At 40.4% G+C, this 26,192-nt stretch carries 23 protein-coding genes; 22 read left to right on the top strand and 1 reads right to left on the bottom strand.

Annotation, left to right across the window (positions count from 1 at the left end):
* Positions 1-2 precede the first annotated feature (2 nt).
* From ispH to bhn_RS09735, 9 genes are all read left to right on the top strand, one after another.
* Positions 3-857 (top strand): 4-hydroxy-3-methylbut-2-enyl diphosphate reductase, encoded by an 855-nt coding sequence (gene ispH / locus bhn_RS09775; RefSeq protein ID WP_071176529.1) that lies wholly within the window; start codon positions 3-5, stop codon positions 855-857.
* Entirely contained in the window at positions 838-1,980 is a 1,143-nt protein-coding gene (gene rpsA / locus bhn_RS09770) for a 30S ribosomal protein S1 (protein ID WP_071176528.1), read from the top strand. Before ispH ends, rpsA begins: the two co-directional genes overlap by 20 nt.
* Before the next feature lie 153 nt (positions 1,981-2,133).
* Positions 2,134-2,919 (top strand): CheR family methyltransferase, encoded by a 786-nt coding sequence (locus bhn_RS09765; protein ID WP_071176527.1) that lies wholly within the window; start codon positions 2,134-2,136, stop codon positions 2,917-2,919.
* Positions 2,920-3,009: 90 nt separating this feature from the next.
* Entirely contained in the window at positions 3,010-3,402 is a 393-nt protein-coding gene (locus bhn_RS09760) for a NusG domain II-containing protein (protein ID WP_161487319.1), read from the top strand.
* A gap of 19 nt (positions 3,403-3,421) precedes the next feature.
* On the top strand, positions 3,422-3,916 hold the full coding sequence (locus tag bhn_RS09755; protein WP_071176526.1) for a Gx transporter family protein: 495 nt from the start codon (positions 3,422-3,424) through the stop codon (positions 3,914-3,916).
* A 186-nt stretch (positions 3,917-4,102) separates the two neighbouring features.
* Positions 4,103-5,977: a hypothetical protein gene (locus bhn_RS09750; RefSeq protein ID WP_071176525.1), complete on the top strand. Its 1,875-nt coding sequence runs from the start codon at positions 4,103-4,105 to the stop codon at positions 5,975-5,977.
* A gap of 85 nt (positions 5,978-6,062) precedes the next feature.
* Positions 6,063-7,259, top strand: coding sequence for a GTP-binding protein (locus bhn_RS09745; RefSeq protein ID WP_071177494.1), 1,197 nt, complete (start codon positions 6,063-6,065; stop codon positions 7,257-7,259).
* 6 nt (positions 7,260-7,265) lie between these two features.
* Positions 7,266-8,225 (top strand): TIGR03943 family putative permease subunit, encoded by a 960-nt coding sequence (locus tag bhn_RS09740; protein WP_071176524.1) that lies wholly within the window; start codon positions 7,266-7,268, stop codon positions 8,223-8,225.
* Positions 8,226-8,254: 29 nt separating this feature from the next.
* Positions 8,255-9,268, top strand: coding sequence for a putative ABC transporter permease (locus bhn_RS09735; protein WP_071176523.1), 1,014 nt, complete (start codon positions 8,255-8,257; stop codon positions 9,266-9,268).
* Between the two features lie 73 nt (positions 9,269-9,341).
* On the opposite strand, the gene rpsT is transcribed toward bhn_RS09735, so the two are convergent.
* Positions 9,342-9,605 carry a 30S ribosomal protein S20 gene (rpsT, locus tag bhn_RS09730; protein WP_071176522.1) on the bottom strand — a complete coding sequence of 88 codons (264 nt, stop codon included), beginning with the start codon at positions 9,603-9,605 and terminating at the stop codon, positions 9,342-9,344.
* Between the two features lie 205 nt (positions 9,606-9,810).
* Between rpsT and lepA the strand changes: the two genes are divergently transcribed.
* The 13 genes from lepA (at position 9,811) to bhn_RS09665 (ending at position 26,173) form a co-directional block, all read left to right on the top strand.
* Positions 9,811-11,625: a translation elongation factor 4 gene (gene lepA / locus bhn_RS09725; protein ID WP_071176521.1), complete on the top strand. Its 1,815-nt coding sequence runs from the start codon at positions 9,811-9,813 to the stop codon at positions 11,623-11,625.
* On the top strand, positions 11,625-12,803 hold the full coding sequence (gene hemW, locus bhn_RS09720) for a radical SAM family heme chaperone HemW (RefSeq protein ID WP_071176520.1): 1,179 nt from the start codon (positions 11,625-11,627) through the stop codon (positions 12,801-12,803). The genes lepA and hemW overlap by 1 nt, the downstream gene beginning before the upstream one ends.
* Positions 12,804-12,833: 30 nt before the next feature.
* Positions 12,834-13,430 carry a 5'-deoxynucleotidase gene (yfbR, locus tag bhn_RS09715; protein WP_071176519.1) on the top strand — a complete coding sequence of 199 codons (597 nt, stop codon included), beginning with the start codon at positions 12,834-12,836 and terminating at the stop codon, positions 13,428-13,430.
* Positions 13,431-13,503: 73 nt separating this feature from the next.
* Positions 13,504-14,625 (top strand): HD-GYP domain-containing protein, encoded by a 1,122-nt coding sequence (locus tag bhn_RS09710; protein WP_071176518.1) that lies wholly within the window; start codon positions 13,504-13,506, stop codon positions 14,623-14,625.
* 18 nt (positions 14,626-14,643) lie between these two features.
* Complete coding sequence (locus bhn_RS09705) at positions 14,644-15,705, top strand: type IV pilus twitching motility protein PilT (protein WP_071176517.1); 1,062 nt, start codon at positions 14,644-14,646, stop codon at positions 15,703-15,705.
* A 163-nt stretch (positions 15,706-15,868) separates the two neighbouring features.
* Entirely contained in the window at positions 15,869-17,449 is a 1,581-nt protein-coding gene (locus bhn_RS09700; RefSeq protein WP_083385893.1) for a YifB family Mg chelatase-like AAA ATPase, read from the top strand.
* Positions 17,439-18,596 carry a DNA-processing protein DprA gene (gene dprA, locus bhn_RS09695; protein ID WP_071176515.1) on the top strand — a complete coding sequence of 386 codons (1,158 nt, stop codon included), beginning with the start codon at positions 17,439-17,441 and terminating at the stop codon, positions 18,594-18,596. The genes bhn_RS09700 and dprA overlap by 11 nt, the downstream gene beginning before the upstream one ends.
* A gap of 259 nt (positions 18,597-18,855) precedes the next feature.
* Positions 18,856-20,181, top strand: coding sequence for an extracellular solute-binding protein (locus bhn_RS09690; protein ID WP_071176514.1), 1,326 nt, complete (start codon positions 18,856-18,858; stop codon positions 20,179-20,181).
* Between the two features lie 95 nt (positions 20,182-20,276).
* Positions 20,277-21,677, top strand: coding sequence for a carbohydrate ABC transporter permease (locus bhn_RS09685; protein WP_071176513.1), 1,401 nt, complete (start codon positions 20,277-20,279; stop codon positions 21,675-21,677).
* Complete coding sequence (locus bhn_RS09680) at positions 21,677-22,561, top strand: sugar ABC transporter permease (RefSeq protein ID WP_083385889.1); 885 nt, start codon at positions 21,677-21,679, stop codon at positions 22,559-22,561. Before bhn_RS09685 ends, bhn_RS09680 begins: the two co-directional genes overlap by 1 nt.
* A gap of 29 nt (positions 22,562-22,590) precedes the next feature.
* Positions 22,591-23,589 carry a LacI family DNA-binding transcriptional regulator gene (locus bhn_RS09675; RefSeq protein ID WP_083385886.1) on the top strand — a complete coding sequence of 333 codons (999 nt, stop codon included), beginning with the start codon at positions 22,591-22,593 and terminating at the stop codon, positions 23,587-23,589.
* A 25-nt stretch (positions 23,590-23,614) separates the two neighbouring features.
* Positions 23,615-25,822: a beta-galactosidase gene (locus bhn_RS09670; RefSeq protein ID WP_071176511.1), complete on the top strand. Its 2,208-nt coding sequence runs from the start codon at positions 23,615-23,617 to the stop codon at positions 25,820-25,822.
* A 90-nt stretch (positions 25,823-25,912) separates the two neighbouring features.
* Positions 25,913-26,173, top strand: a complete 261-nt coding sequence (locus bhn_RS09665) for a hypothetical protein (protein WP_071176510.1) — start codon at positions 25,913-25,915, stop codon at positions 26,171-26,173.
* Positions 26,174-26,192 lie beyond the last annotated feature (19 nt).

The raw sequence follows: 26,192 nt of genomic DNA, 5'->3' as shown, positions 1-26,192 counted from the left end.
ATATGAATGTAGTAGTAGCTGAACATGCAGGTTTTTGCTTTGGTGTAACAAAAGCAGTTGATACTGTTTATGAACAGATCGAAAAAAAGACCGGCTTGAATATTTATACATATGGCCCCATAATCCACAATGAGATCGTTGTTGGAGATCTTGAGAAAAAAGGCGTGAAGGTCATAGAGAGCCCGGAAGAGATCGAAGGTCTTGAAAATGGGATCATTGTTATCAGATCTCATGGCGTTACCAAAGAGGTACATGAGAAGCTTTCGGGGACTGGACTTGAGGTGATCGATGCCACATGTCCTTTTGTAAAAAGAATTCACAAGATCGTTCAGGAAGAGAGTGGAAACGGTAAGGGCATTATAGTGGTGGGCAGTGCTAACCATCCTGAAGTTGAAGGAATTGTCAGTTATGCCGGAGATAGAGTGTATGTTGTAGACAGTCCTGAAAATGCAGCAAAATTCAGCGAAAACAGGGAACTGGAATACACAGTTGTGTCACAGACTACATTCAACAAGAAGAAATTTCAAGAAACCGTTGAAATCTTTAAAAATAACGGTTACAATATTAATATTGTGAATACTATATGCAATGCAACGGATGAACGTCAGTCAGAAGCAGAGAAGATTGCATCTGAAGCTGATGTCATGATTGTGATTGGAGGAGCGCACAGTTCTAATTCAAGAAAGCTGTATGAAATATGCAGTCAGAAATGTGCCAGAACATATTTTATTCAAACCCTTGATGATCTGCATCTTAAATTAGGAGAGGATGTATCATTAGTGGGTATTACCGCCGGGGCGTCAACCCCAAAGAACATTATTGAGGAGGTTCAGAATTATGTCAGAACAAACTTTTGAACAGATGCTTAACGAATCGTTCAAAACAATTCACACAGGGGAGGTTGTTGAGGGAACTGTTATTGACGTTAAGCCTGACGAGATAATCCTTAACATTGGTTACAAGTCCGACGGTATTTTAACCAAGAACGAATATAGCAACGACAACAGCATTGACCTTACAACCGCCGTTAAAGTTGGTGACACAATGGACGTTAAGGTCCTTAAGACCAACGATGCTGACGGACAGGTTATTCTTTCATACAAGAGACTTGCCATCGACAGAGGCAACAAGAGAATCGAAGAAGCCTTCAACAACAAAGAAGTACTTACAGCTAAGGTTGTTCAGGTACTTGAGGGTGGACTTACAGTAGTAGTTGATGAGGTTAGAATCTTCATTCCAGCTAGCCTTGTATCAGACAGCTATGAGAAAGATCTTTCAAAGTATCAGGATCAGGAGATCCAGTTCGTAGTAACTGAGTACAATCCTAAGAGAAGAAGATACATCGGAAACAGAAGAATGCTCGTTACAGCTGAGAAGGCTGAGCAGGCTAAGAAGCTTTTTGATACAATCAAAGCTGGCGATGTAGTTGACGGTGTTGTTAAGAATGTTACAGATTTCGGTGCATTCATCGATCTTGGTGGTGCAGACGGACTTCTCCATATTTCAGAGATGAGCTGGGGACGTGTTGAGAGCCCTAAGAAAGTCTTCAAGGTTGGAGATACAGTTAAGGTTCTTGTTAAGTCAATTGATGGTAGCAAGATTGCTCTTTCAAGAAAGTTTGACAACGAGAATCCTTGGAAGGATGCTACAGACAAGTATGCTGTAGGAAATGTAGTAAAGGGTAAAGTTGCTAGAATGACAGATTTCGGCGCATTCGTAGAGCTTGAGCCTGGTATTGACGCTTTACTTCATGTTTCTCAGATCGCTAAAGAGCATGTTGAGAAGCCAGCAGACGTACTTAAGGTAGGTCAGGAAGTTGAAGCTAAGATCGTAGACTTCAACGAGGATGAGAAGAAGATCAGCCTTTCAATTAAGGCTATGTTTGCTCCAGAGCCTAGCGAAGAGGCAGCTGCTGATGATTCAGATGTTGTTTCAGTAGATATCGATAAGGTTATCGCAGAGCAGAACGAAGAGAATTGATAAAGACTATTACTTAGAGCGGTGGTCTATGGACCACCGCTCTTTTTTGTTTCTCAATGCTTTATAATAATTTAATTTGTCAGAATATTCTATCCACTATAAAATTAAATAAGAACGTAACAAATAATCATTTACCAGGAGGAAGAAACACTTATGGAATACGATTACGAGTGGTTTAAAAAAGGCGTATATGATTTAACTAAGATTGATCTCAATGCGTATAAAGAAAAACAGATGAAGAGAAGAATCGATACTCTTATTGGTAAGTATGAAGTTAAGGGATATGATGGATTCCTTGGTCTTATCAAGAAAGATAGAGAAGCTCTTGATTCTTTTGTTACATATCTTACTATCAATGTTTCTGAGTTCTTTAGAAATATGGACCAGTGGAATTTAATGGATAAGGAAATGGTTCCTGAGCTTATGGGCAAGTTTGGTAAGAATCTTAAGATATGGAGTGCTGCCTGCTCAACAGGTGATGAGCCATATACTATTGTTATGCTTCTTTCCAAGCACATTCCACTTAATCAGATAAACATTTATGCAACAGATCTTGACGCAGTGGTTCTTGCTAAGGCTAAAGCTGCTATTTATGACAAGAAAGAGATATCTAATGTTCCTGACGAGTTTAAAAAGAAATACTTTACAGAGACAGAAGATGGCAGAATGAAGGTTTCTAGCGAGATCACATCGAGAGTTACCTTTAAGCAGGCAGATCTTTTAAGAGACCCATATCCAAAGGATTGCCACCTTATCGTATGTAGAAATGTTCTCATTTACTTCACAGAAGAAGCTAAGGATGAAGTATTTAGAAAATATTATGAGCACCTTGCGCCTGGCGGAATCCTCTTTATTGGAAGTACTGAGCAGATCGTAAACTACAAAGATATTGGATTTATCCGTAAGAATTCATTCTATTACGAGAAACCAAAGGCATGATCTGAGAAAATAAGTAAATAAAAATATCAATCCTTGTGCTGATTAGAGTATAATCTAAACAGTACAAGGATTTTTTTAGGGAGCATTGCTTTGGAAAAAACACTTTTGAGGAAAAATGACATATACCTGATAGGGATACTCCTTATTATTTTTTTGCTTATTTTAGGTGGAGTAAAACTCACTCAAAAAGGTGGCACAGAGGTTGTGGTCAGTATTGATGGTGTAGAAGCATACTCTTTTCCTATTGATGAAGATCTTGAGTTTGAAATAACAGGGTATGACGGCGGAACAAACCTTCTGATCATCGAGAATGGATATGCCTATTTAAAAGAGGCCTCATGCCCTGACAAACTGTGTGTTCACATGGGAAAGATAAACAAAGATGGCCAGTCCATAATATGCCTTCCAAATAGAGTGGTGGTGGAAATAAGAAGCGCTGGCAAGATAAAGAGTGAAGATGACTACGATACTGTAGTTGGCTAAATAATAATTGGAGACAAAAATGAGTAATACACAGAAGGTGGCATTAAATGGTGCATTGGCAGCTCTTGCCATGATCTTAAGCTATGTCGAGATGCAGATTCCGGCTTTTTTTGCTGTGCCTGGAGTTAAGCTTGGACTTACTAACATAGTTGTTCTGGTTGCTCTCTATGTTCTTGGGGAAAAGAATGCGTTTTTCATAAATGTTGTCAGGATCGTAGTTGTCTCAATACTTTTTGGGAATATCATGGGCTTTGCTTTTTCCATAGCTGGAGGAATGCTCAGTACATTAGTAATGATCCTGTTAAAGAAGACTTCACGCTTTAGTGTGACTGTAGTTAGCGTTGCTGGCGGTATTACTCATAATGTTGGTCAGATAATCGTAGCTATGATCTTATTAAACACAAAGGCAATAATTTGGTATCTGCCAGTTTTGTGGATTTCTGGAATTATCAGTGGTGCTGTTATAGGAATAGTGGGGGCACTAGTGTGCAGTCGAATTGTGATCAAAGAATGAATTTTATTTATTTTTTTTGACTTGTATTGATTTTTAGTTTCTTTTCTGTATAATTTTCACTTGTCGGCATTCAGCTGACAGATAATCACGGATGTTCTTCCGATGATTTTCCACTTTTATTTTATAATACGCTCGCAGTAAGAGTGTTTTGGGCTTTTCTGCGGGTAAAAACAGAAAGGATCCTATATGAAATTAAGGGAAAAATGGGAAAAACAAAACAATTCGGTTAAGCTTCTTTTGAAAAAGCTTAAAAGACATGACACTATGGTGGTGGCAGTGGCTGTAGTCATTGCTCTTGTCCTGTGCGGAGGGCTTATTTATCTTAGCACTCCTGTGGTTGCGGCAAGTGCCAAGGAGGAGTTTGCAGAAAGTGAAAAAGAAAGTAAGCAGCAGACAAACGACAAATTAGACGAGCTTCACGAGTATCTATCTCAGCTCGACAAGTCGATTTCAGACAGCCAGGAAGGTCTTGACTCTTTTTATAAGTTGACAAAAGAAGATAAGTCAAACGAGACCATAACTGAAAAAGTAGCAACTATCGGTGGGAACTTAAAAGAGATACAGACTTCGGTAACAAGTACCCAGACTCAGCTTCAGGAGTTAAAAGAGCTGATAGAGTCAAACAATGGTGAAAACAGCGAGAAGATCACAAAGGAGTTTAACAGCGTAACTCAAAGCATCAAGGATATCCAAACAAGCTTTGACAAGGCACAAGGCGATAATAAGGCTCTTCTTGGGGAGATAAAAGAGCTTATTGATAAGAATAATACTGACATGAATAAAACTCTTTCTGATAAGTTTGATAGCCTTGATAAAAAACTTACAGAGCTTGATAATGCTTTTTCTACAAATATCGATCAGCTTATAAATGAGACCAATAGTAAGCTGGAAGAGATGCTTAGTATTACGGATAAAGGATTTACCGAGGTCAACAACAATACAAATAATAAGTTCAATGAGCTAAATATCAGTATTGCTGAGAACTTTGAGAAAATATCGGACGTATCAAACGATAGTTTTTCGGGGATCATGGATTACCTAACCGGTGAGATAAACGGTATCAATGGAAAGCTTGATCAGGTTTTTCAGCGTGTGAGTGATGGCAAAAAACTATTGGCATCCGCATTGCTCACAAAAGGCGTGGCCATAAATGAGGATGCCACATTCGCGCAGTTTAGCGAAGCTATCAGAAATATTCCACAGCAGATAGTGCTTGATAATGGAGATGTTGCCGGAAAGGTTGAGTATGAATACCACTTTCACACTGATGGCACTGGAAATGAATGCAATGATCAGTATGTGAGTGAGGATAGGAAAGGCGGATGCTACACAGAAAGCTACTATCACAAGCATACAAGCGATTGCTATAGTACAAGATTTGTTTACAAATACTGGACCTCTGAGAGTACAAATAATGCAGGTTACCTCTATGATGTAGATGGGGAAGCTTTCTTTAGGTGGCATTGTGATTACTGCGGATATGACAAGATAGGACATAGTCCGGACCATTTTGAATATGCAGGTAGCGCAGATGTTGTGCGCCAGAGAAATGGACATCTTTTGGATGTAGAGACCAAAAGAGATCTTAGGTGCGGGAAAAGAGAAGGACAGCTAATGGGCTATAGAGCTTCATGTGGATATGTTCATGGACAGGTTGTTACAGCGCATATTACCTTTGGCCCTGACTATTCATCATATGATCATAACCTTCCAGTTACTAATGTAGAGACATCTCATATGGCTGTAGAAAATCCCGGACAGATCGATATTGGTGCCCTTCTTGGAGACTTTGATATGGAAAAAGAGGCAGATACAAGCGATATAACTGAAGAAGGAGGTGTAACCTCTGAAACAGAAAAAACAGATCAGATAGATAAAAACCAGATCGACGAGGATAAAAATGAAGAAACAGCCCCTACAAATGAAGCTGTGACAAATGAATCTTCGGCAAGTGAAAGCTCTAAAGAAGAAGCTGGTGCTTGTGAAGAAGAAAACAGCGAGTCTATGGAAGAAAATGGTGCTGAAAATCCGCAGGGCGCCGCAAATTCAGCCTCTATGTGATTTCTTGACTTTTTATTTATGTCTGCATAGAATATAGTTTGTTGTAGTGGTTATAGCATAGGTAACTATGCAGATTGGAGACATAATGACAAAGATAGATATTATTTCAGGTTTCTTAGGAGCTGGTAAAACAACTCTTATTAAAAAGCTTTTAAAAGAAGCATTAAATGGTACAAAAGTTGTTCTTATCGAGAACGAATTTGGTGAGATTGGTATCGATGGTGGATTCCTTAAGGAATCAGGCATTGAGATCACAGAGATGAACTCAGGCTGCATCTGCTGTTCACTTGTAGGTGACTTCGAGACATCTCTCAAGCAGGTTATGGATCAGTATGCACCAGAGCGCATTCTTATTGAGCCATCAGGTGTTGGAAAGCTTTCAGATGTTATGAAGGCCATCCAGAACATTGCAGAAGGTTCTGAGAACATGGAGCTTAACAGTGCAGTTACTGTTGTAGATGTATCTAAGGCTAAGGTTTATATCAAGAACTTTGGTGAGTTCTTCCTTAACCAGATCGAGAATGCCGGAACTATCATTCTTACAAGAACTGATAAAGCTGATCAGAAGAAAATCGAAGAGGCAGTAGCTCTTATTCGTGAGCACAATGCAAAGGCTACTATCATCACAACACCTCTTGATGAGATCTCAGGAAAAGAGATCCTTGATACCTTCGAAGGAAATAACGATATTGAAGCAGAGCTTCTTAAGATGATCATGGAAGAGAAGAGTGAACATCATCACCATCATCATCACCATGGAAGTCACAAGACTGTAGCAGAAGATGGCTCTGTAGTATATAGCGCACATCACGATGATGAAGAGTGCGACGATGAAGAGTGCAGTTGCCACCATCATCACCATGACGATGATGAGGATGAGCATGAGCACCATCATCACCACCACGATGATGAGGATGAGCATGAGCACGAGCACCATCATCACCATGACGAGGATGAGCATGAACATGAACATGAGCATCATCACCATCACCACGACGCAGCTGATGTATTTGTTAGCTGGGGCATGGAAACACCTCTTAAGTACACTAAGGAAGAAATCGAAAGCATGCTTTCTAAGCTTGAGGATGAGGAAAAGTATGGTATCGTTCTTCGTACAAAGGGTGTTGTTCCTTCTACTGATGGTTCATGGATCGAATTTGACTATGTTCCAGGAGAAGCTGATGTTAGAACTGGAAGCGCAGATGTAACAGGTAAGTTCTGTGTAATTGGTTCAGGACTTGTTGAAGAAAATCTCGAGAAGCTTTTCAGAAGGCTTGCGTAAGTTGTTATGATAAGGAGAACTAAATTGAAACCGGTATATATTATCAATGGATTCCTTGATAGTGGTAAGACTGACTTTTTTAGATATACTATAGGTCAGCCATACTTTAGAACAAAAGGAAAAACTCTTCTTATAGTTTGCGAAGAGGGTGAGAATGATTACGAGGAAAAACTCCTTAAATCTACTAACACGATCCTTGAAAAGATCGAGGATGAAGAGGATTTTAATCCTGATAATCTCATCGCTCTTGATGCCAAGTACAATCCTGAGAGAATTCTTGTTGAGTACAATGGCATGTGGAATTATAGAAATATGCGCCTTCCAGTGATGTGGAAGCTTGAACAGCAGATCACAGTTATTGATGCTTCTAATTTTGAGCTTTATTTCAGCAATATGAAGTCACTTCTTGCTGAGCAGATCCGAAATTCTGATCTTATTCTCTTTAACAGATGTGACGGAATCGAGGATCTTGCATCATTTAAGAGAAATGTTAAAGCCATTAATCAGAAGGCTGACATTATCTTTGAAGATCAGAATGGTGAAGTGGATGTAACTCTTGATGAGGATCTTCCATTTGATCTTAATGCGAATCCTATTGACCTTAATAACTATGGCTATGGAATGTTTTATCTGGATGCACTTGATCATGCTGACAGATATGAAGGAAAGACAGTTCGCTTTAAGGGAATGGTTCTTAAGCCAACAGAATTTCCTGACAACAGATTTGTTCCAGGAAGACTTGCTATGACATGCTGTGCAGAGGATATGCAGTTCCTTGGCTTTGCATGTGAATATGACAAGACATCAGAGCTAGAAGAAAAAGAATGGGTATTAGTAACTGCTAAGGTTACCAAGCAGTACGTAGAAGAATATCAGGGCGAAGGCCCTGTTCTTCAGGCAATCTCAGTTGAGAAGACTACTGAACCAAATAACCCTGTAATTGATTTTTCTAATCCAGAACAGTAAATGATTGGATACTAATAGGGGGATTTATTATGTTTAATTATTTGCCGCTTCAGTGGCTGTTCTTGTTTTATTTTTATAGCTTTTTTGGTTGGTGCTTTGAATCAACATATGTATCTTTTTTACAAAAGAAACCAGTAAATAGGGGCTTTATGAGAGGCCCCTTTTTACCGTTATATGGCAGTGGCGGAATAATGATGCTGCTGGTATCAAGCCCGTTTTATGACAATATCATTCTGGTATATATTGCTGGATGCATAGGAGCTACGCTTCTTGAGTACGTAACTGGCGTTTTGATGGAGGCTTTGTTCAAAGTCAGATACTGGGATTATTCTGATAAGTTCTTGAACTTTCAGGGACAGATCTGTTTGGAATCAACCCTCGTCTGGGGACTTCTGACAGTTATCTTTACTCACTTTTTGCAGATTCCTATAGAGAAGATGCTGCTTTCAATTCCTTATAACATCTTATCTATTGTTACAATTATCCTTACTGTTTACATTAGCTGTGACTTTATGGTAGCTTTCAAGACAGCCCTTGATCTTAGAGATGTCCTTGTATACATGGAGAAGGCTAAGGAAGAAATGAGCAAGATGCAAAAGCGTCTGGATGTCATTGTTGCCTTTAAGGGTGAGGAAGTTCGCGAAACGATCGGTCAGAAGGTTGATGATATAAGTACTGGTATCGGCAATAGAGTTGATAGTATCAGTAATGGAATTGGTAGCAGAGTAGATAGCATCAGTAACGGACTTGGAAATCGTGTAGATAATCTTAGTGATTCTCTTGAAAAGTCCTTTGCAAGCATCAAGGAAAAGATCACTATCGATCCATCTTCTTACATGCAAAGTGTCAAAGATGAGGTAGGAGAGCTCTACGCTAAGTACAGGATCATGATGGACAGACTTACACCATCACCAGTAAAGAGCTTCTTTGATTGGTACAGAAACCGTACCATCTTGGGCAACCCTAATATGGTATCAGTTAAGTTCAAGACCAGTATGGAAGAAGTAAAAGAGAAGGCAGCCAGCCTTCGCAATAAGAAATAAAAAAGAGTAAAAAAATACCTCATGTCGGTGAGAAGACATGAGGTTTATTTTTTTTATAAATTTATAAAAACGATTAAGCCATCTTGTTAACAGCCTGAGCAAGACGAGAAACTTTTCTAGAAGCTGTGTTCTTCTTGAATACGCCCTTTGACTCAGCCTTATCGATTACAGATGTTGCGCTAAGGAGTGCCTTTGCAGCCTCTTCCTTGTTGCCTGCCTCGATAGCAGCTCTAACCTTCTTGATCTCTGTCTTTACAGCTGACTTGATGATCTGATTTCTCTCAGCCTTTTTCTTATTAACTAAAATTCTCTTCTTGGCGGATTTAATATTTGCCATAATTACCTCCGAAATAATTAAACTTATTAGTATTTATCATGTTAGTGTGATCATCGAGCCGGACACGGACAGTCAATGTCACATACGTTAAATATCTTAGATGAAATTCCGCAAACTGTCAATAGTTTTTTGATTTTCTCTACTTTCAACACACAGTAAAAATATGTTATACTAGGCTCTGATACATTATTAATGGATTGAGGAAATAAACGTGGATCAGAGTAAGATTAGAAATTTTTGTATTGTTGCTCATATCGACCATGGCAAGTCAACTCTTGCTGACAGAATGATCGAAAAGACTGGTGTTCTTACAAGCAGAGAGATGCAGAACCAGGTTTTGGACAACATGGATATAGAGCGTGAAAGAGGTATTACCATCAAGTCGCAGGCCGTTAGAATGATCTATAAGGCTAAGGACGGAGAGGAGTATACCTTTAACATGATAGATACCCCTGGTCATGTAGACTTTGGATATGAGGTATCACGAAGCCTTGCTGCATGTGATGGAGCAATTCTTGTTGTAGATGCAACACAGGGTGTAGAGGCACAGACGCTTGCTAATGTATATATGGCGCTCGATCATGACCTTGATGTATTCCCGGTTATCAACAAGATCGACCTTCCAAGTGCGCAGCCACAGGAAGTTAAGGATGAGATCGAGGATGTTATTGGATTAGAAGCTCAGGACGCTCCTTTGATCTCAGCCAAGAACGGCATAGGAATCGAGGATGTTCTTGAGGCTGTAGTTCACAAGATTCCAGCTCCAACTGGAGATTCAGATAAGCCTTTAACAGCCCTTATCTTTGATAGTATCTATGATTCCTACAGAGGCGTTATCGTATTTGTAAGAGTCAGAGACGGTGTCATCAAAAAGAACATGAAGGTTAAGTTCATGGCAACTGGTGCTGAGGCTGATGTTGTAGAGGTTGGATACTTTGGACCTGGCAGATTTATAGCCAGTGATGAGCTTTCAGCAGGAGATGTTGGATATTTTACGGCTTCTATCAAGAATATTCAGGATACACGAGTTGGTGATACAGTTACAGATTCTGCAAGACCATGTGCAGAGGCACTTCCTGGATACAAGAAGGTTATGCCAATGGTTTACTGCGGATTATATCCAGCAGATTCAGCTCATTATTCAGACCTTAGAGATGCCCTTGAAAAGCTCCAGCTTAACGATGCTTCACTTTTCTATGAGCCAGAGACATCACAGGCCCTTGGCTTTGGATTTAGAGCAGGTTTCCTTGGACTTCTTCACCTTGAAGTTATCCAGGAGAGACTTGAGAGAGAATATGACCTTAATCTTGTAACTACAGCGCCTGGCGTTGTTTATAAGGTGCACAAGACAGATGGCACAGTATTTGACCTTACTAATCCTTCAAACCTTCCAGATCCTTCTGAGATCGAATACATGGAAGAGCCTGTAGTTAACGGTGAGATCATGGTTACCACTGATTATGTTGGAGCTATCATGCAGCTTTGCCAGGAAAGACGCGGCAAGTATATCAGTACTGACTATATTGAGCAGACCAGAGCAATCCTCAAATATGAGCTTCCGCTTAATGAGATCATCTACGATTTCTTTGATGCACTTAAGTCAAGGTCAAGAGGCTATGCTTCCTTTGATTATGAACTTAAGGGTTATGAGAGGTCAGAGCTTGTTAAACTTGATATTCTCATTAACAGAGAAGAGGTTGATGCCCTTTCATTTATCGTCCACAAGGATGGGGCATATGAGAGAGGCCGTAAGATGTGCGAGAAGCTCAAGGATGAGATACCAAGACATCTTTTTGAAATTCCTATTCAGGCGGCAGTTGGCGGCAAGATAATTGCCAGAGAAACTGTTAAGGCCTACAGAAAAGACGTATTGGCCAAGTGCTACGGTGGTGACATATCACGTAAAAAGAAACTTCTTGAGAAGCAGAAGGAAGGTAAAAAGAAGATGCGCCAGATTGGAAATGTTGAAGTTCCACAGGCAGCATTCCTTAGTGTTCTTAAGCTTGACAGCACTGATTGATGAATATGGGAAAAGAGCTATCACTGTATATTCATATACCGTTTTGCGAAAGGAAGTGCTTATATTGCGACTTCCTTTCTTTTAATGCCGAAAAAGAACTCATGGGCAGCTACTTTAAGGCTTTGTCAAAAGAGATACAGCTAAGCGGAAAGGTCTATAAAGACTATATTGTCAGATCTGTTTTCTTTGGAGGAGGAACACCTTCTTTTCCAGATCATGGCAAGATCTGCGACACTTTGGATCAGATAAAAGAGTCTTTTACCATGGATGATGATTGTGAGATCAGCATAGAAGCAAATCCTGCATCAGCCATATATGATAAACTTCAGGCATACAGAAATGCCGGATTTAACAGACTTAGCATAGGAGCCCAGTCATTAAATGACGAGGAATTAAAAAGACTTGGAAGAATTCATGATTCCAGACAGTTTTTTGAAACCTACGAAAATGCCAGAAAAGCCGGCTTTGACAATATCAATATAGATGTTATGAGCGCCCTTCCAGGACAGAGCCTTGAATCCTATATGGATACGGTCAGGAAGGTAATAGAGTTAAGGCCTGAGCATATTTCAGCCTATAGTCTGATTATTGAAGAGGGTACACCATTTTATGATATGGACCTGGAGCTTCCTGATGAGGAAGAAGACAGGCTCATGTACCATGAAACCAAGAAGTATCTGGCCCAAAACGGCTACCACAGGTATGAAATCTCTAATTATGCCCTTGGAGAGCAGTCTGATGACACCTATGAGTGTTTTCATAATAAGGTCTACTGGATCAGGAGCAACTACCTTGGACTCGGGCTTGGAGCAGCTTCAATGATCAATGATGTAAGGTGGAGTAACATAAAAGACATTAAGGATTACATAGCCTTTATGGCAGATGATAGCTCTTTTGACAGAATAAGAGAAAATGTTGAAAATCTATCAATAGAGGGCAGGATGGAAGAGTTCATGTTCCTGGGGCTTCGTCTTGTGCGAGGCGTAGACCTCAATGAATTCGAGACTCTTTTTAAAAGAACTGCCGAAGAAGTTTACGCAGAAGTAATCCACAAGTATGTAGAGATGGGGCTTTTGCATAGATATGTGGAAAAAAAGTCTGGCCACGAATATCTTTGCCTTACGGAAAAAGGTCTTGATGTAAGCAATACTGTTATGGCAGATTTTTTGATAGAATAATATTTATCTAGGGAATTGGGGGATCATAGTATGAATTACAATTTTTTTGCACTTATTTCCAGAATGAAGTACATAGACCGTTGGGCTCTTATGAGAAATACCAGAGCGGAGAATCTCTGCGAGCACTCAATGGAAGTAGCCATGATCGCACATGCGCTTTGCACTATAGGAAATGTGAGGTATGGCAAGAATCTTGATGCAAACAAGGCAGCCCTCATAGGTCTTTATCATGATGCATCTGAGATCATTACTGGAGATATGCCAACTCCTGTTAAATACTTTAACGCTGAGCTTAAGAGCGCTTACAAAGAGGTTGAGAAGGTTGCAGATGAAAAGCTCCTCGAAAAGCTTCCTGATGATCTTAGGCCTGTTTATGATGATGTTTTTAATCCAAAGGCTGATGACGAAAACGAGAAATACATGAGAAAGCTTGTAAAGGCAGCAGACAAGCTTTCAGCTCTTATTAAGTGCATAAGTGAGTTAAACGCAGGAAACAATGAGTTTAGAACAGCCAAGGAGAGCACAGAGAAGACTGTTAGAACCATGTATCAGGATCTTCCTGAGGTCTTAGATTTTGTAAATGAATTTCTTTCTTCTTATGGAAGCACATTGGACGAGCTTACTTAATTGATTTTTGGCATTATTACGTCCATAATATAAATTAGGGGAATGTGGAAAACTAGTTGACGGGAGACTATAAATGTTATTTATAAAGTGTGATGAGCTAAGGCCGGGGATGAGACTTGCTAAGCCTATTTACAATAAAAAGGGTGTCCTTTTGTATGACAGGGCAACTGTGCTCAAAGATAGGCAAAGCATCGAAAATATTAAGAGTTTTGGACTTATAGGAGTATTTATTCTGGAACCAGCAGAGCCTGTTCCGCCAATGACCAAGGAAGATATAGAGTTTGAGAGATTTCAGACTGTTATGTATAACGAGATCATGGATGAGCTCGCATATATACAAAAGACGCATAAGCAGGATAGATTTCCTAGTATCTGTGCTCAGATCATCAAGAATTACGGTAATCTCAGGAAAAAGATAAATTTCCAGCAGGGACTTAGAAGTAACGAGGATTATATTTATAAGCACAGCCTTAATGTGGCAATACTTGCAGCTATGATAGCTCACAGCATGAACCTTTCACTTGCTGATCAAAATGAAGCGGTAATGGCAGCAGTTATCCACGATATCGGCAAGCTTTCACTTGATCCGGCCCTTCAGGCAAAGCCAAGGTGTACCAATGAGGAACTGCTTATGATAGATGCCCATGAGATGGCGGGATATCCTATCATTGATGAAGCTTTTTCTTTTTTACCAAATATAAAAAGAGCTTGTAATCAGGCCAGAAAGATCCTGCTTGATTACTGGCAGAATGAAGATGTACAGATTCAAAAGTCTCTTTTAACTGCAAGGATACTTGTAGTTGCAGGTATATTCGATAAAGAGACTGCGGTTAGATCTGAGGATTCACCGGTATCTGAAGTGCTGGTAATCCGCAGGATGATGCAGCGAAGCGATGTGTTTGATCAAAGAGTAGTTAAGGGACTTATTGATTCTATCAACATTTTGTCGCCAGGATCCAGCGTTGAACTTAATACTGGAGAGAAGGCACTTGTTATCAGGACCAATGAGGAAGATTTCCTAAGGCCTACAGTGTTAAGCTTCAGGGATAATTCTATAATAGATCTTTCTAACAGATCAGCTTATGGTGAACTGGAGATCATGGATATCATGAAGACCATGGATAATCGTTATGTGATGGATACGGCCAAAGTTAAAGCACTTGGCATATCTGTCGAGGAACCAGAATATGTTTAAAAACAAGGATTGGTGATTATGTCAAAGATCGAAGATATTCTCAAAGAAGCAAAAGATAGGGGAGCCTCAGACGTACATATTACTGTCGGACTTCCTCCAAAGATGAGACTTAATGGTAAGCTCATCGCTATGGATCATTATGACAAGATGATGCCTGCTGATACAGAGAACATTGCAAATGAGGTCATGAATGACAAGCAGCGCGAGAAACTTGATGAAAATGGTCAGCATGATATGTCTTTTTCTATTCCAGGAATAGGCAGATACAGACTTAATGTATTCAAGCAAAGAGGCTCTATCGCTATGGCCTTTAGAGTTGTAGCAACAGAGATCCCGACAGCGGAGAGTCTTGGAATACCTGAGACTGTAATAGATCTTTATCAAAAGAAACGCGGCCTTGTTTTGGTTACTGGACCAACGGGAAGTGGTAAGTCAACTACACTGGCTTCTATTATCGATATGATCAACAACAATAGAGAAGCTCATGTTATAACCCTTGAGGATCCTATTGAGTTCACATATCAGCACAGAATGTCTATTGTTAACCAAAGAGAGATCGGGACAGACTCAAACTCCTATGCCAACGCCTTAAGAGCGGCACTTCGTGAGGATCCTGATGTTATACTTGTAGGAGAAATGAGAGACCTTGAGACTATCAGTACAGCTATTACAGCCGCTGAGACAGGACATCTGGTTCTTTCAACTGTTCACACTATTGGAGCATCCAATACTGTAGACAGACTTATTGATGTATTCCCATCTCATCAGCAGCAACAGATAAGGATTCAGCTGGCTGGAGTATTAGAGGCTGTTATTTCTCAGCAGCTGATCCCTGCAAGTGATGGCGTATCCAGGATCGCAGCCTTCGAGGTTCTCCACGTTAACAGCGCGGTCAGAAATCTTATCAGAGAAGGCAAGTCACATCAGCTCATTACTTATATGCAGACTTATAGGAAACAGGGTATGATCACTATGGATGATGCAATCCTCGAGCTCTACAGACAGCAAAAGATCACTAGAGAGGCTGCACTTCAATTTGCACAGGATCCAGAAACTATGCAAAATAAGATGCTTAGATGATAACTTTCATCCTATTTCAAATTCTTTTTGAAATAGGATGATTTTTTTTATCTTTTGATGTATAATCTCAAATTGTTAATGCTCAAATAATAGCTGTGGAATTCTTCTACAGTTTTTTCCAGGAAAAATTACATAAGAAACTTAGAACAAGAAAGGAATTATTATGTTCAGTTCAGTTACTTCAGGAGCTGTCAGGGGCATAATCTCTTATCTTATTGATGTAGAGGTTGATGTTTCCAGTGGGCTTCCTGGTTTTAACATGGTGGGCTTTATGAGCGGCGATGTCAAAGAAGCCGGCGCAAGAGTAAAGGTCGCCCTTAAAAATATTGGAGTAAAGATCCCTGCATCCAAGATAACAGTGAATCTTTCTCCAGCAGATATCAAGAAAGAAGGCATAGTTGTGGACTTGCCCGTTGCTCTGGGGATAATGATAGCCATGGGCGAGATTTCTGAGGAAAACGTAAAAGATACAGTAGTCCTTGGGGAACTTGGGCTTGATGGCGAGATAAAGGCCGTCAAAGGAATCCTGCCAATAGTCAATAAGGCAAAGGAGATGGGAATAAAGACAGTTATCCTTCCAAAGGCTAATGCCTGTGAAGGGGCAGTAGTAGAAGGCGTCAAGGTAGTTGGAGTTGGATCACTTCAAGAGGCTGTTTGTTATCTTACAGCTCCTTTGTATGAAAGAGACATGCTGATAAAACCGACTAAAGTGGACATCGAAGCTATATTCAGGAACGCCGCCCAATATGAGGAAACGTTAGACTTTGCGGATATAAACGGTCAGGCAGCAGTCAAAAGAGCTGTGGAGATAGCGGCAGCAGGCTTTCATCATATACTTCTTGTGGGACCGCCAGGTTCAGGAAAGAGCATGGTGGCCAAGCGCATTCCATCAATACTTCCGGAGCTTTCTCTGGATGAGAGCCTTGAGGTATCAACAATCTATTCTGTAGCAGGAATGCTAAAAGAAGATCAGGCCCTTATTACCAAAAGACCTTTCATGAGTCCGCATCATCTGATCACAGAGACGGCTCTTACAGGTGGAGGCACAATTCCAAGACCGGGAGTCATATCCCTTGCTCACAGAGGAGTTCTTTTCCTTGATGAGATGCCTGAATTTCCAAGGGCCAAACTTGATATGCTAAGGCAACCAATGGAAGATAAGTATATCCACATTGCCAGAAGCAGAGGAACATTCTCATATCCAGCTGATTTCCAGCTTGTAGGCGCTTTGAATCCTTGTCCATGCGGCTACTATCCCGATAGAAATAAGTGTAAATGTACCAGTAATGAGATCAGAAGATATCTCGGCCATATTTCAGGCCCTATTCTAGATAGGATCGACATATGCGTAGAAGCTCCAAGAGTAGATATTTCCGACCTCTCCAGTAAGATCCGGAGCAAGAACGAGTCATCTGAGATCATTAGGAAAAGAGTTCTTGCAGCCAGAAAAATGCAGGAAGAAAGATTTAAAGGCACAAAACTTAGGTTTAATTCAGAGATGTCTCCATCAGATATTGAGAAATACTGCCCGCTTGGACTTAAGGAACAGGCATATTTAGAAAATGTCTTTTGCAAGATGGAGCTAAGTGCCAGAGCCTATCACAAGATATTAAGGATTGCCAGAACTATAGCTGATATTGAGGGTGAGCAGAATATAGACCAGCTCCATATCATGGAAGCTGTAAGTTATCGCATGACCGATGGCAAGTACTGGCATCAGAAGGAGGAAACCTATGCTAACTGAAAATGATTATGCTAAATGGCTTTTTAACACACCGGGACTTGGAAGTAAAGGAGTCTTTGGGCTTCTTGATAAAGGCTATAGCTGTGAAGAAATTTACAAATGCCCTGATAAAGAGCTTAGAACACTTCTTACTGCTAAGAAGGCGAATGCTCTTATAAGGCATAGGCAGAATTGGAATTTCGAACTTGAGAGAAAAAAGCTTGAAGAAAAGAAAATAAGATTTGTATCTTTCTTTGACCCGGACTATCCAAAGAAATTAAAAGATATCCCGGATCCGCCATTTGGATTGTACGTAAAGGGGAAGCTTCCAGATGAGAATAAACCATCTGTTGCAATAATTGGAGCAAGGATGTGCTCTGATTATGGCAGGTTCATGGCAAGAGAATTTGGAAGAAACTTATCTCTTGCTGGAGTTCAGATCATAAGCGGAATGGCAAGAGGAATAGACGGTATTAGTCAGAAAGCAGCAATAGATGCAGGAGGAAGCTCTTTTGGAATCCTTGGATGCGGCGTAAATATCTGTTATCCGGACGAAAACAGGGATGTGTTTGATGTTATCTGCAATGAAGGCGGCCTTATTTCTGAGTATTATCCTGATATGCTTCCTATGTCAGGTCTTTTCCCGCAGAGAAACAGGATAATCAGCGGTCTGGCTGATATAGTGCTGGTGGTAGAGGCAAGACAGAAGTCAGGAACTCAGATAACTGTAGATCAGGCTCTTGAGCAGGGAAAAGAAGTCCTTGCGATTCCAGGAAGAACAACAGACAGGTTAAGCGATGGCTGTAACTATTTAATTAGTCAGGGAGCTGGTGTTGCTCTTGGCACTCAGGATGTCTTAGACAGATTGTGGGGACACCATGGAACATTGACCAAAAAACAGGTAGAGGAAAGGAACAAGGACGAAGAACATCAAGATACTAAGGAGGAGTACCCTGATGATTTTGAAGAGGAACCAAAGAGGAGCCTTGAGGAAGAAATTGCAGATATGATCGATATTATCCCTATCTCAACCTCTCAGATAATGGAAAAACTCCATCAAAAAGAAATAGATATATCTATCCCGATGCTAATGAGTAATCTTATGGAACTTACTTTTAAGGGAGAGATCATTCAGGATGGAGTGTATTACCGGAAACGTTTTCTATAAGATTCTAACTGAAAATGCCGTTTTTGGTAATTTTTACCGATACGGAAGCGCCACCGATTGCGCAAAACGTTACCGGCAACGATACCGAAAACGTTTCCGGTTCAAAAAGTCAATATGCATTTTGTATAAAACTATCAATGGTTTATCATGTAAAGTGCTTTATTGACAAAAAAGTGCACAAGAAATACACTTTTTTATAGAGCAACCGATTGCGCGTAGGTTGCGCAATCAAAGGATACGTGAAAACGGAGGGAAAAAAATGAAAAAGAGATTAGTATCTGTTTTATTAACTGTTGCTTGTGGAGCAACTCTTCTTGCTGGTTGTGGTGAGAAGGCTGCACAGGAAACAACAACTGACACAAATGAGCAGACAGAAGCTGCTGACACAACTGCTGATCAGGCAGAAGCTGAAGAGGAAAAGGAAGAGGCAGTTGATCCAGCTGCTTACGATGGAAAAGAAGTTAAAGTTTGGGTGGCTGAGAACGTTGTAGATTTCACAAATCAGCAGATCGAGAACTTCAAGACTGAGTATCCTCAGTACGCAGGCGTTACATTCACTGTTGAGCCTGTAGGTGAGGGTGATGCTGCTGGTAACATGATCACAGACGTAACATCAGGTGCTGATGTATACGGATTTGCACAGGATCAGCTTACAAGACTTGTTACAGCTAACGCTCTTGAGGAAGTTAATCCTGATTTTCTTGCAGATGTTGAGTCAGCTAACTCAGCAGGTGTTGTAGAAGCTGGTAAGGTTGGCGGTACATTATACGCATATCCTATGACAGCTGATAACGGATACTTCTTATATTATGATAAGAGTGTTGTTACAGATCCTTCAACTCTTGAAGGTATTGTTGAGCAGTGCGAAGCTGCAGGCAAGAACTTCTACATGGATCTTACAGGTTGGTATCAGGTAGCATTCTTCTTTGGAACAGGATGCCAGCTTACATATGATACAGATGATGCAGGTAACTTTACAAAGTGCAACGTTGACTATGCTTCAGATAAGGGTCTTGTAGCTCTTAAGGAGATGATTGAACTTGCTTCATCATCATCATTCCAGGCTGGTTCATCAGCTGGTGATGCTGTTAACTACGCTGCAATCATCGATGGAACATGGGATGCAGCTACAGTTAAGGAAGTTCTTGGTGACAACTATGCATGTGCTAAGCTTCCTACATTCACAGGTTCTGATGGAAAAGAGTATCAGATGAGCGGATTCAACGGATGCAAGCTTCTTGGTGTTAAGCCTCAGGAAGATGAAGATAAGCTCCAGATCTGCGATGACCTTGCTTACTATCTTACAAGCGAGAAGGTTCAGCTTGCTAGATTCGAAGCAGTTCAGTGGGGACCAGCTAACTTAAATGCACAGGCTTCAGATGCAGTACAGTCTAACGAAGCTCTTGCAGCTCTTTCAGAGCAGTTTGCATACACTATTCCTCAGGGCAACTATCCTGGAGACTACTGGACACGTTCAGAGTCACTTGCAGGTGATGTAAAGGGTGATTTCCAGAAGGCTTCTGACGAAGATCTTACAAAGGCTCTTGAGACATATCAGGCTGATCTTGAGTCATATGCAAAATAATCTTTGTTAATTAACGATGTTGTAAAAGGTTCTTCCGGCGAAGTATGTAACTTTGCCGGAAGAATTTACTGTATATAAAACTTGGAGGATGCGGTATGGCTAATAAAAAAAGCGGCCCAAAAAAGAAAAATGCATTAGCAAATTTCTTCAGTATTCTTGTGAGCGACTTAAAGGAGATCGGTGTTACATTTAAAGAAGGCGACTTTAAGACAAGAATATCATTTTTAATTTTTGGATTTGGTTCTTTACTTAGGGGATTATGGCTCAGGGGGTTAGCTCTTTTAGCTGTAGAAGCAGGACTTTTATATTTTGTATTTGGATTTGGATGGAATTATCTGTCCAAATTATCCACGCTTGGAACAATTGCTACAAGCAAAAAAGGTAGAAAGACTGTATATGGAGATAACTCTTTCCTGATACTTCTTTTTGGCCTTTTGACATTATTTGCTGTTATTGCATTTATAACAGTTTGGAGGATCAACGTTAGAATAAACCGCACAGAGCAGCTTATTCTCAAGAATGGTAGAAAGCTTCCAACTAACAAGGATGATTTCTTATCACTCTTTGATTCTAATTTTGACAAGACACTTCTTGCACTTCCAGTTATTGGAATATTCGTATTTACTGTTTTGCCAATTATATTCATGATATGCGTGGCCTTTACCAATTATGATGCGAACCATCAGCCACCATCCAATCTCTTTACATGGGTAGGACTTGAGAACTTTCATCAGCTCTTTTCATTCGGATCTGCCGGGTTTGGTAGTACGTTTGTATCAGTGCTTATCTGGACACTTTTATGGGCACTTTTTGCGACATTTATTGACTATTTCCTTGGTATAGCAGTTGCAATGCTTATCAACAAAAAAGGCATCAGATTCAAGAAGCTTTGGAGAACAATCCTTGTTGTAACTATTGCTGTACCTCAGTTTGTATCACTGCTTTATGTATCTAAGCTCTTTGCAAGAGATGGACTTATCAATGGATATCTTTTAAAGATCGGTGCCATCACTTCAGCTATTCCTTTCTGGGAAAATGCAGTTCTTGCAAAGATCACTATTGTTGTAGTAAACATCTGGATCGGTATTCCGTACATGATGCTCATTGCAACTGGACTTCTTATGAATATTCCGGAAGATCTCTATGAGAGTGCTCGTATTGATGGAGCTACTCCATGGCAGATGTTCCGTCACATAACAATGCCTTATATGCTGTTTGTAACAGGACCATTCCTTCTTACACAGTACACAGGAAATCTTAATAACTTTAACGTAATCTTCCTTCTTTCACAGGGCGGACCAAAGACCGGTAACCTTGTAGGAGGCGCTGGAAGAACAGATCTTCTGATCACGTGGCTGTACAAGATGACTATCAACGATACGAACTATCGTATGGCCGCAGTAATAGGTATCATGGTATTTATCGTTACAGCTGGTGTCAGCCTTGTGGTATACAACCTGTTACCATCAGTTAAAGATGAGGAGGGCTTCCAATAATGGCTAATATAAATCAAGGTTCAATGAAAAGAAAAAGAGCAGTAGGAAATGTTATTGGTTACATTGTCCTTATACTTATAAGTTTGATCTGGCTATTTCCATATTTTGGTCTTTTGATGGCCAGCTTCAGATCTTTTGATGCTAGCGTAGAGTATGGCGGAATGGTTGATTACATTATTCCTCATACATTTTCACTTGATAATTACAGATTCCTTTTTGATACTACGCAGAATAACTACACAAGATGGTATCTCAATACACTTATCATTTCACTTTGTGTTGCTGTACTTAATACATTAAATGTACTTTGTGTAAGTTATGCTCTTTCACGAATGAGATTTAAGGGCAGAACACTTCTTATGAGATTTTGGCTCGTACTTGGAATGTTCCCAGGATTCCTTACGATGATCTGTCTGTATTTCCTGCTAAAGCAGGTTGGACTTACACAGGCAGGTGCTATCCCAGGACTTATTCTTGTATCTGTTGCAAGTTCTGGTATGGGGTACTATGTTTGTAAAGGATATTTTGATACAATACCTAAGGCTCTTGATGAGGCTGCAAGAATTGATGGGGCTTCACGTGCCAGAGTATTCCTTACAATGACTATTCCTATGTCCAAGCCTATCATCATCTACACAGCCCTTGTAGCATTCATGGGACCATGGTGTGATTATGTATTTGCTTCATATATCGCATTTGGTCATGATAAGAGCTATAACGTAGCTGTTGCCATGCAAAGATGGATGGTTGTTGGAGATTATCAGGGGTATTTTACAAGGTTCTGTGCAGGTGGAATAGTAGTAGCTATTCCTGTAACTTTATTGTTCATGTTCTTGCAGAAATATTATGTTGAGGGTGTTACCGGAGGCGCTGTTAAGGGTTAACCTCCCGGTAGGTTATGGAGAACGCGATTATGCCAAACGGAAAGATTACCATTGATGATATTGCTAAAGCACTTGGCATTTCCAAAACTACAGTTTCCAGAGCTATTTCAGGAAAAGGCAGAGTAGGTGATGACACCAAGATCAAAGTTCTTGATTACATTGAAAAGTATAACTATACGCCTAATGTTGTAGCCAGGGCTCTTGCTGGCCAGAGAACTTTTAATATAGGCGTGGTATGGCCTGATGACTATAACGCTGTTGATCTGCCATTCTTTCAGAAGTGCATGATTGGCATGAGCGAAGTAACTGCAAATTATGGGTATGACATTGTGGTCTCTCTTATTACTTCAGATGATCAGTCTGCTCTTAAGAGAATAATAGATAACCACAAGGTTGATGGCTTTGTTCTCACCAGAACTTTAGTTGATGACAAACCTTCCAGATACCTCAAAGAAGCAGGAATACCCTTTGTTGCTGTGGGAACAACCACTGATGAGAGTATAGTCACTGTGGACAATGACAACTATGGAGCCTGCAAGGAACTTACATCAGTTTTGATAGCAAAAGGGCTCAAGAAACTTGCAATAATCGGTGGTTCAACAGATCATATTATCACAAAGACCAGGCTTAATGCGTTTCTGGAAGCATTTAAAGAAGCAGGCCTGACTGTTGATCCATCACTGATATACCTTGACTGCGAAAAAGCTCAAAAGATAGGCAATGCTTTTATGGAACTCTTAAAAAAAGGTATTGACGGAGTCGTCTGTATGGACGACAATGTGGCTAACGCTGTCATGGCAAGGTGCAGAACAGAACACGTCAAGATTCCTGATGATATAAGGATCGCATCTTTCTACAATAGTTCAATACTAGAGAATGCCATTCCTTCAGTGACAAGCCTTAATTTTGATGAGAGAAATCTCGGGGCTGTGGCTGCAAGAATGCTTCTTGAAATGATTGATGGTGAGAAGGTTGCAAGCCGAACTCTCAAGAATTACGAAGTAATCCTTAAAGAGAGCACCAAATAATAAGCTTATGAAATGAGGGTTTTTTATGATAATAACACCTGAGTCCAAAATCTCTTTTGACCCAGTCAGCATTATAGTTGATGGAAAGCGCGTTTTCCCTATGATGGGAGAGATGCACTTTAGCAGATACCCAAAGAAATATTGGGAAGAAGAGCTCTGCAAGATGAAGGCTGGTGGAATCGACATCGTATCTCTTTATGTTATATGGATCCACCATGAAGAGATTCAGGGCGAGTTTGATTTCACTGGCGACAGATGCCTTAGAGATTTCCTTGCTACAGTCAAGAAATGCGGGCTTTATTCAATCCTTAGAATTGGCCCATGGGCCCACGGCGAAGCTAGAAACGGTGGCTTCCCAGACTGGCTCCTTTTAGATGCCAAGGATAAGGGATACGAAGTAAGAACAGATGACCCAAGATACCTTGAGCATGTTAAGAAGTTTTATGAAAAGACCTATGAACAGGCAAAGGGCTTCTTTATCAAGGATGGCGGTCCAGTAATTGGTATTCAGATAGAAAATGAATATGGTCATGTTGGTGGCAAGAACGGCGAAGAGGGTGAGCAGCACATGCGAACTCTTAGAGACATGGCTCTTTCTATCGGATTTGATGCTCCGCTTTACACAGCAACTGGATGGGGCGGCGCTGTAACAGGCGGCATGCTTCCTGTTATGGGTGGATACTGCGAGGCTCCTTGGGATCCTAGAACAACAGAGATCGAGCCAAGCGGAAATTACATTTTTACAAAAGAGAGAAATGACCATAATATTGGCTCTGACCATGGACTTGGAGCTGGTATTACATTTGATATGTCTAAGTTCCCATTCCTTACTGCTGAGCTTGGCGGTGGACTTCAGGTAACACATCACAGAAGACCTATCGCAACAGGACTTGATACAGCAGCTATGACTATGGTCAAGATGGGATCCGGGGCTAATCTTCTTGGTTACTACATGTACCATGGCGGAACTAATCCAAAGGGCAAACTTACAACTCTTCAGGAGACCAAAGAAACAGGATATCCTAATGATCTTCCTGCATATTCCTATGATTTCAATGCTCCTCTTCGTGAGTACGGACAGATGGAGGATACTTACAGAGAAGTAAGGCTTATTTCCAGCTTTGTTCATGATTTTGGATCTGATATGTGTGACATGCCATATGTGGCTCAGCCAGGTAATCCACTTAAGCCAAATAACCTTACTGACATCAGAACATCAGTGAGATGCAAAAAGAGAAATCTCGCAGACGGAAGAGAGTGCTATTCCGGATATCTTTTTGTAAATAACTATCAGAGAAGATACAAGATGGCAGATCACAGCGATGTTGAGCTTACAGCATATGCAGATAATGGAGAAGTTATCTGCAAGTTCCCAAAAAGAGACCTTAAGGATGGCGATTTCTTCTTTTATCCATTTAACATGCCAATTGGCGATAAAGCTCTTTTAACAATTGATGCGACACCTGTTTGCAAGCTGGATAATTATGATGGAAAAGGCCATAGTGCTTACGTCTTTTACACCGATTCTGATGAAGATACAAAGAGTGACGTTCAGGGCGACCTTGACGGCAATAATATCGTGACTATCACCAGAAAAGAAGCTGTTCACTCAACCAAGGTGAACATTGGAGGCAGAGATTACCTTATCGTGTCTGACGGCGAAGCAGTTACAGCTGCTGATGGCAATGTGGAACTTTACTTTGAGATTGTGGATAAGTGCAGTATGAAGCCTATGTTTAGGGCATTCCCAACTCTTGAGCATACTCCTTCAAGCTTTAATAGGTTAAAAGAGGCTGGAAAAGTGGAAAACTTTGCTTCATCAGATGTTTTTGCAATTTACGAAGGTAAGAATGAGTATACAAATACTACTGTAGCTGCCTTTGAAGCAAAGGAAAAGTCAGAAGAGAGCTCAAAATATGAGATATCAGTATCTGACATGCCTGAAAACTCGAGCGAAGTATTCATTCACATTGATTACAAGGGCTGTGACGCAGAGATGTTTAGAAATGGAGATGTCATTGCTGATAATTTCTACACCGGACAGGAGTGGGAGATTGGACTTAAGAGATTTGTAGGTAGCCCAAAAGATGGCTTTAGTGCAGAGATGAATATCAGACCTCTTAAAGAGGGAATGGCAATATATCTTCAGAACTGGCCTGAGCTTAAAGATGGTGCTATCTGCAAAATTGACAAAATAAGTTCTCTTGCGCAGTTCAAAGAAGTTATTTCTTGATTTAACCTGTACTTTATATGTGGTAAAATAGTGTTGTTAGGACAATTGGTTTTAACAACACTTTTTTATTTTGAGATCAAGGTAAATAAAATGTCAGATGGCGAAATGAAAATGACATACTCTGCGATTTTGAGGGACAAGGATGACAAAAAGGTTGTCAGAGTCCAGTTCGAGAGACAAAATGGTACGATTTTAGAAGTGGCAGAGGGTGTTTTGCCTGAAGGTAGAATAATTAAACAGAATGGATATTCACCTGATGAGGTGAGAGGCTTGGAGAAATACTTGATGGACAATTCTGACGATATTATTGCCAGAGCTAAAATAATCAGTAATCCGCTTAAGTGGCTATAACTGATTCGAGCTGGAGAGT

The sequence above is a fragment of the Butyrivibrio hungatei genome (genome assembly GCF_001858005.1).
Lineage (GTDB): Bacteria > Bacillota > Clostridia > Lachnospirales > Lachnospiraceae > Butyrivibrio > Butyrivibrio hungatei.
The sequence above is the reverse complement of the archived record's forward strand: the minus strand, read 5'-3'. Positions and strand labels throughout refer to the sequence as shown.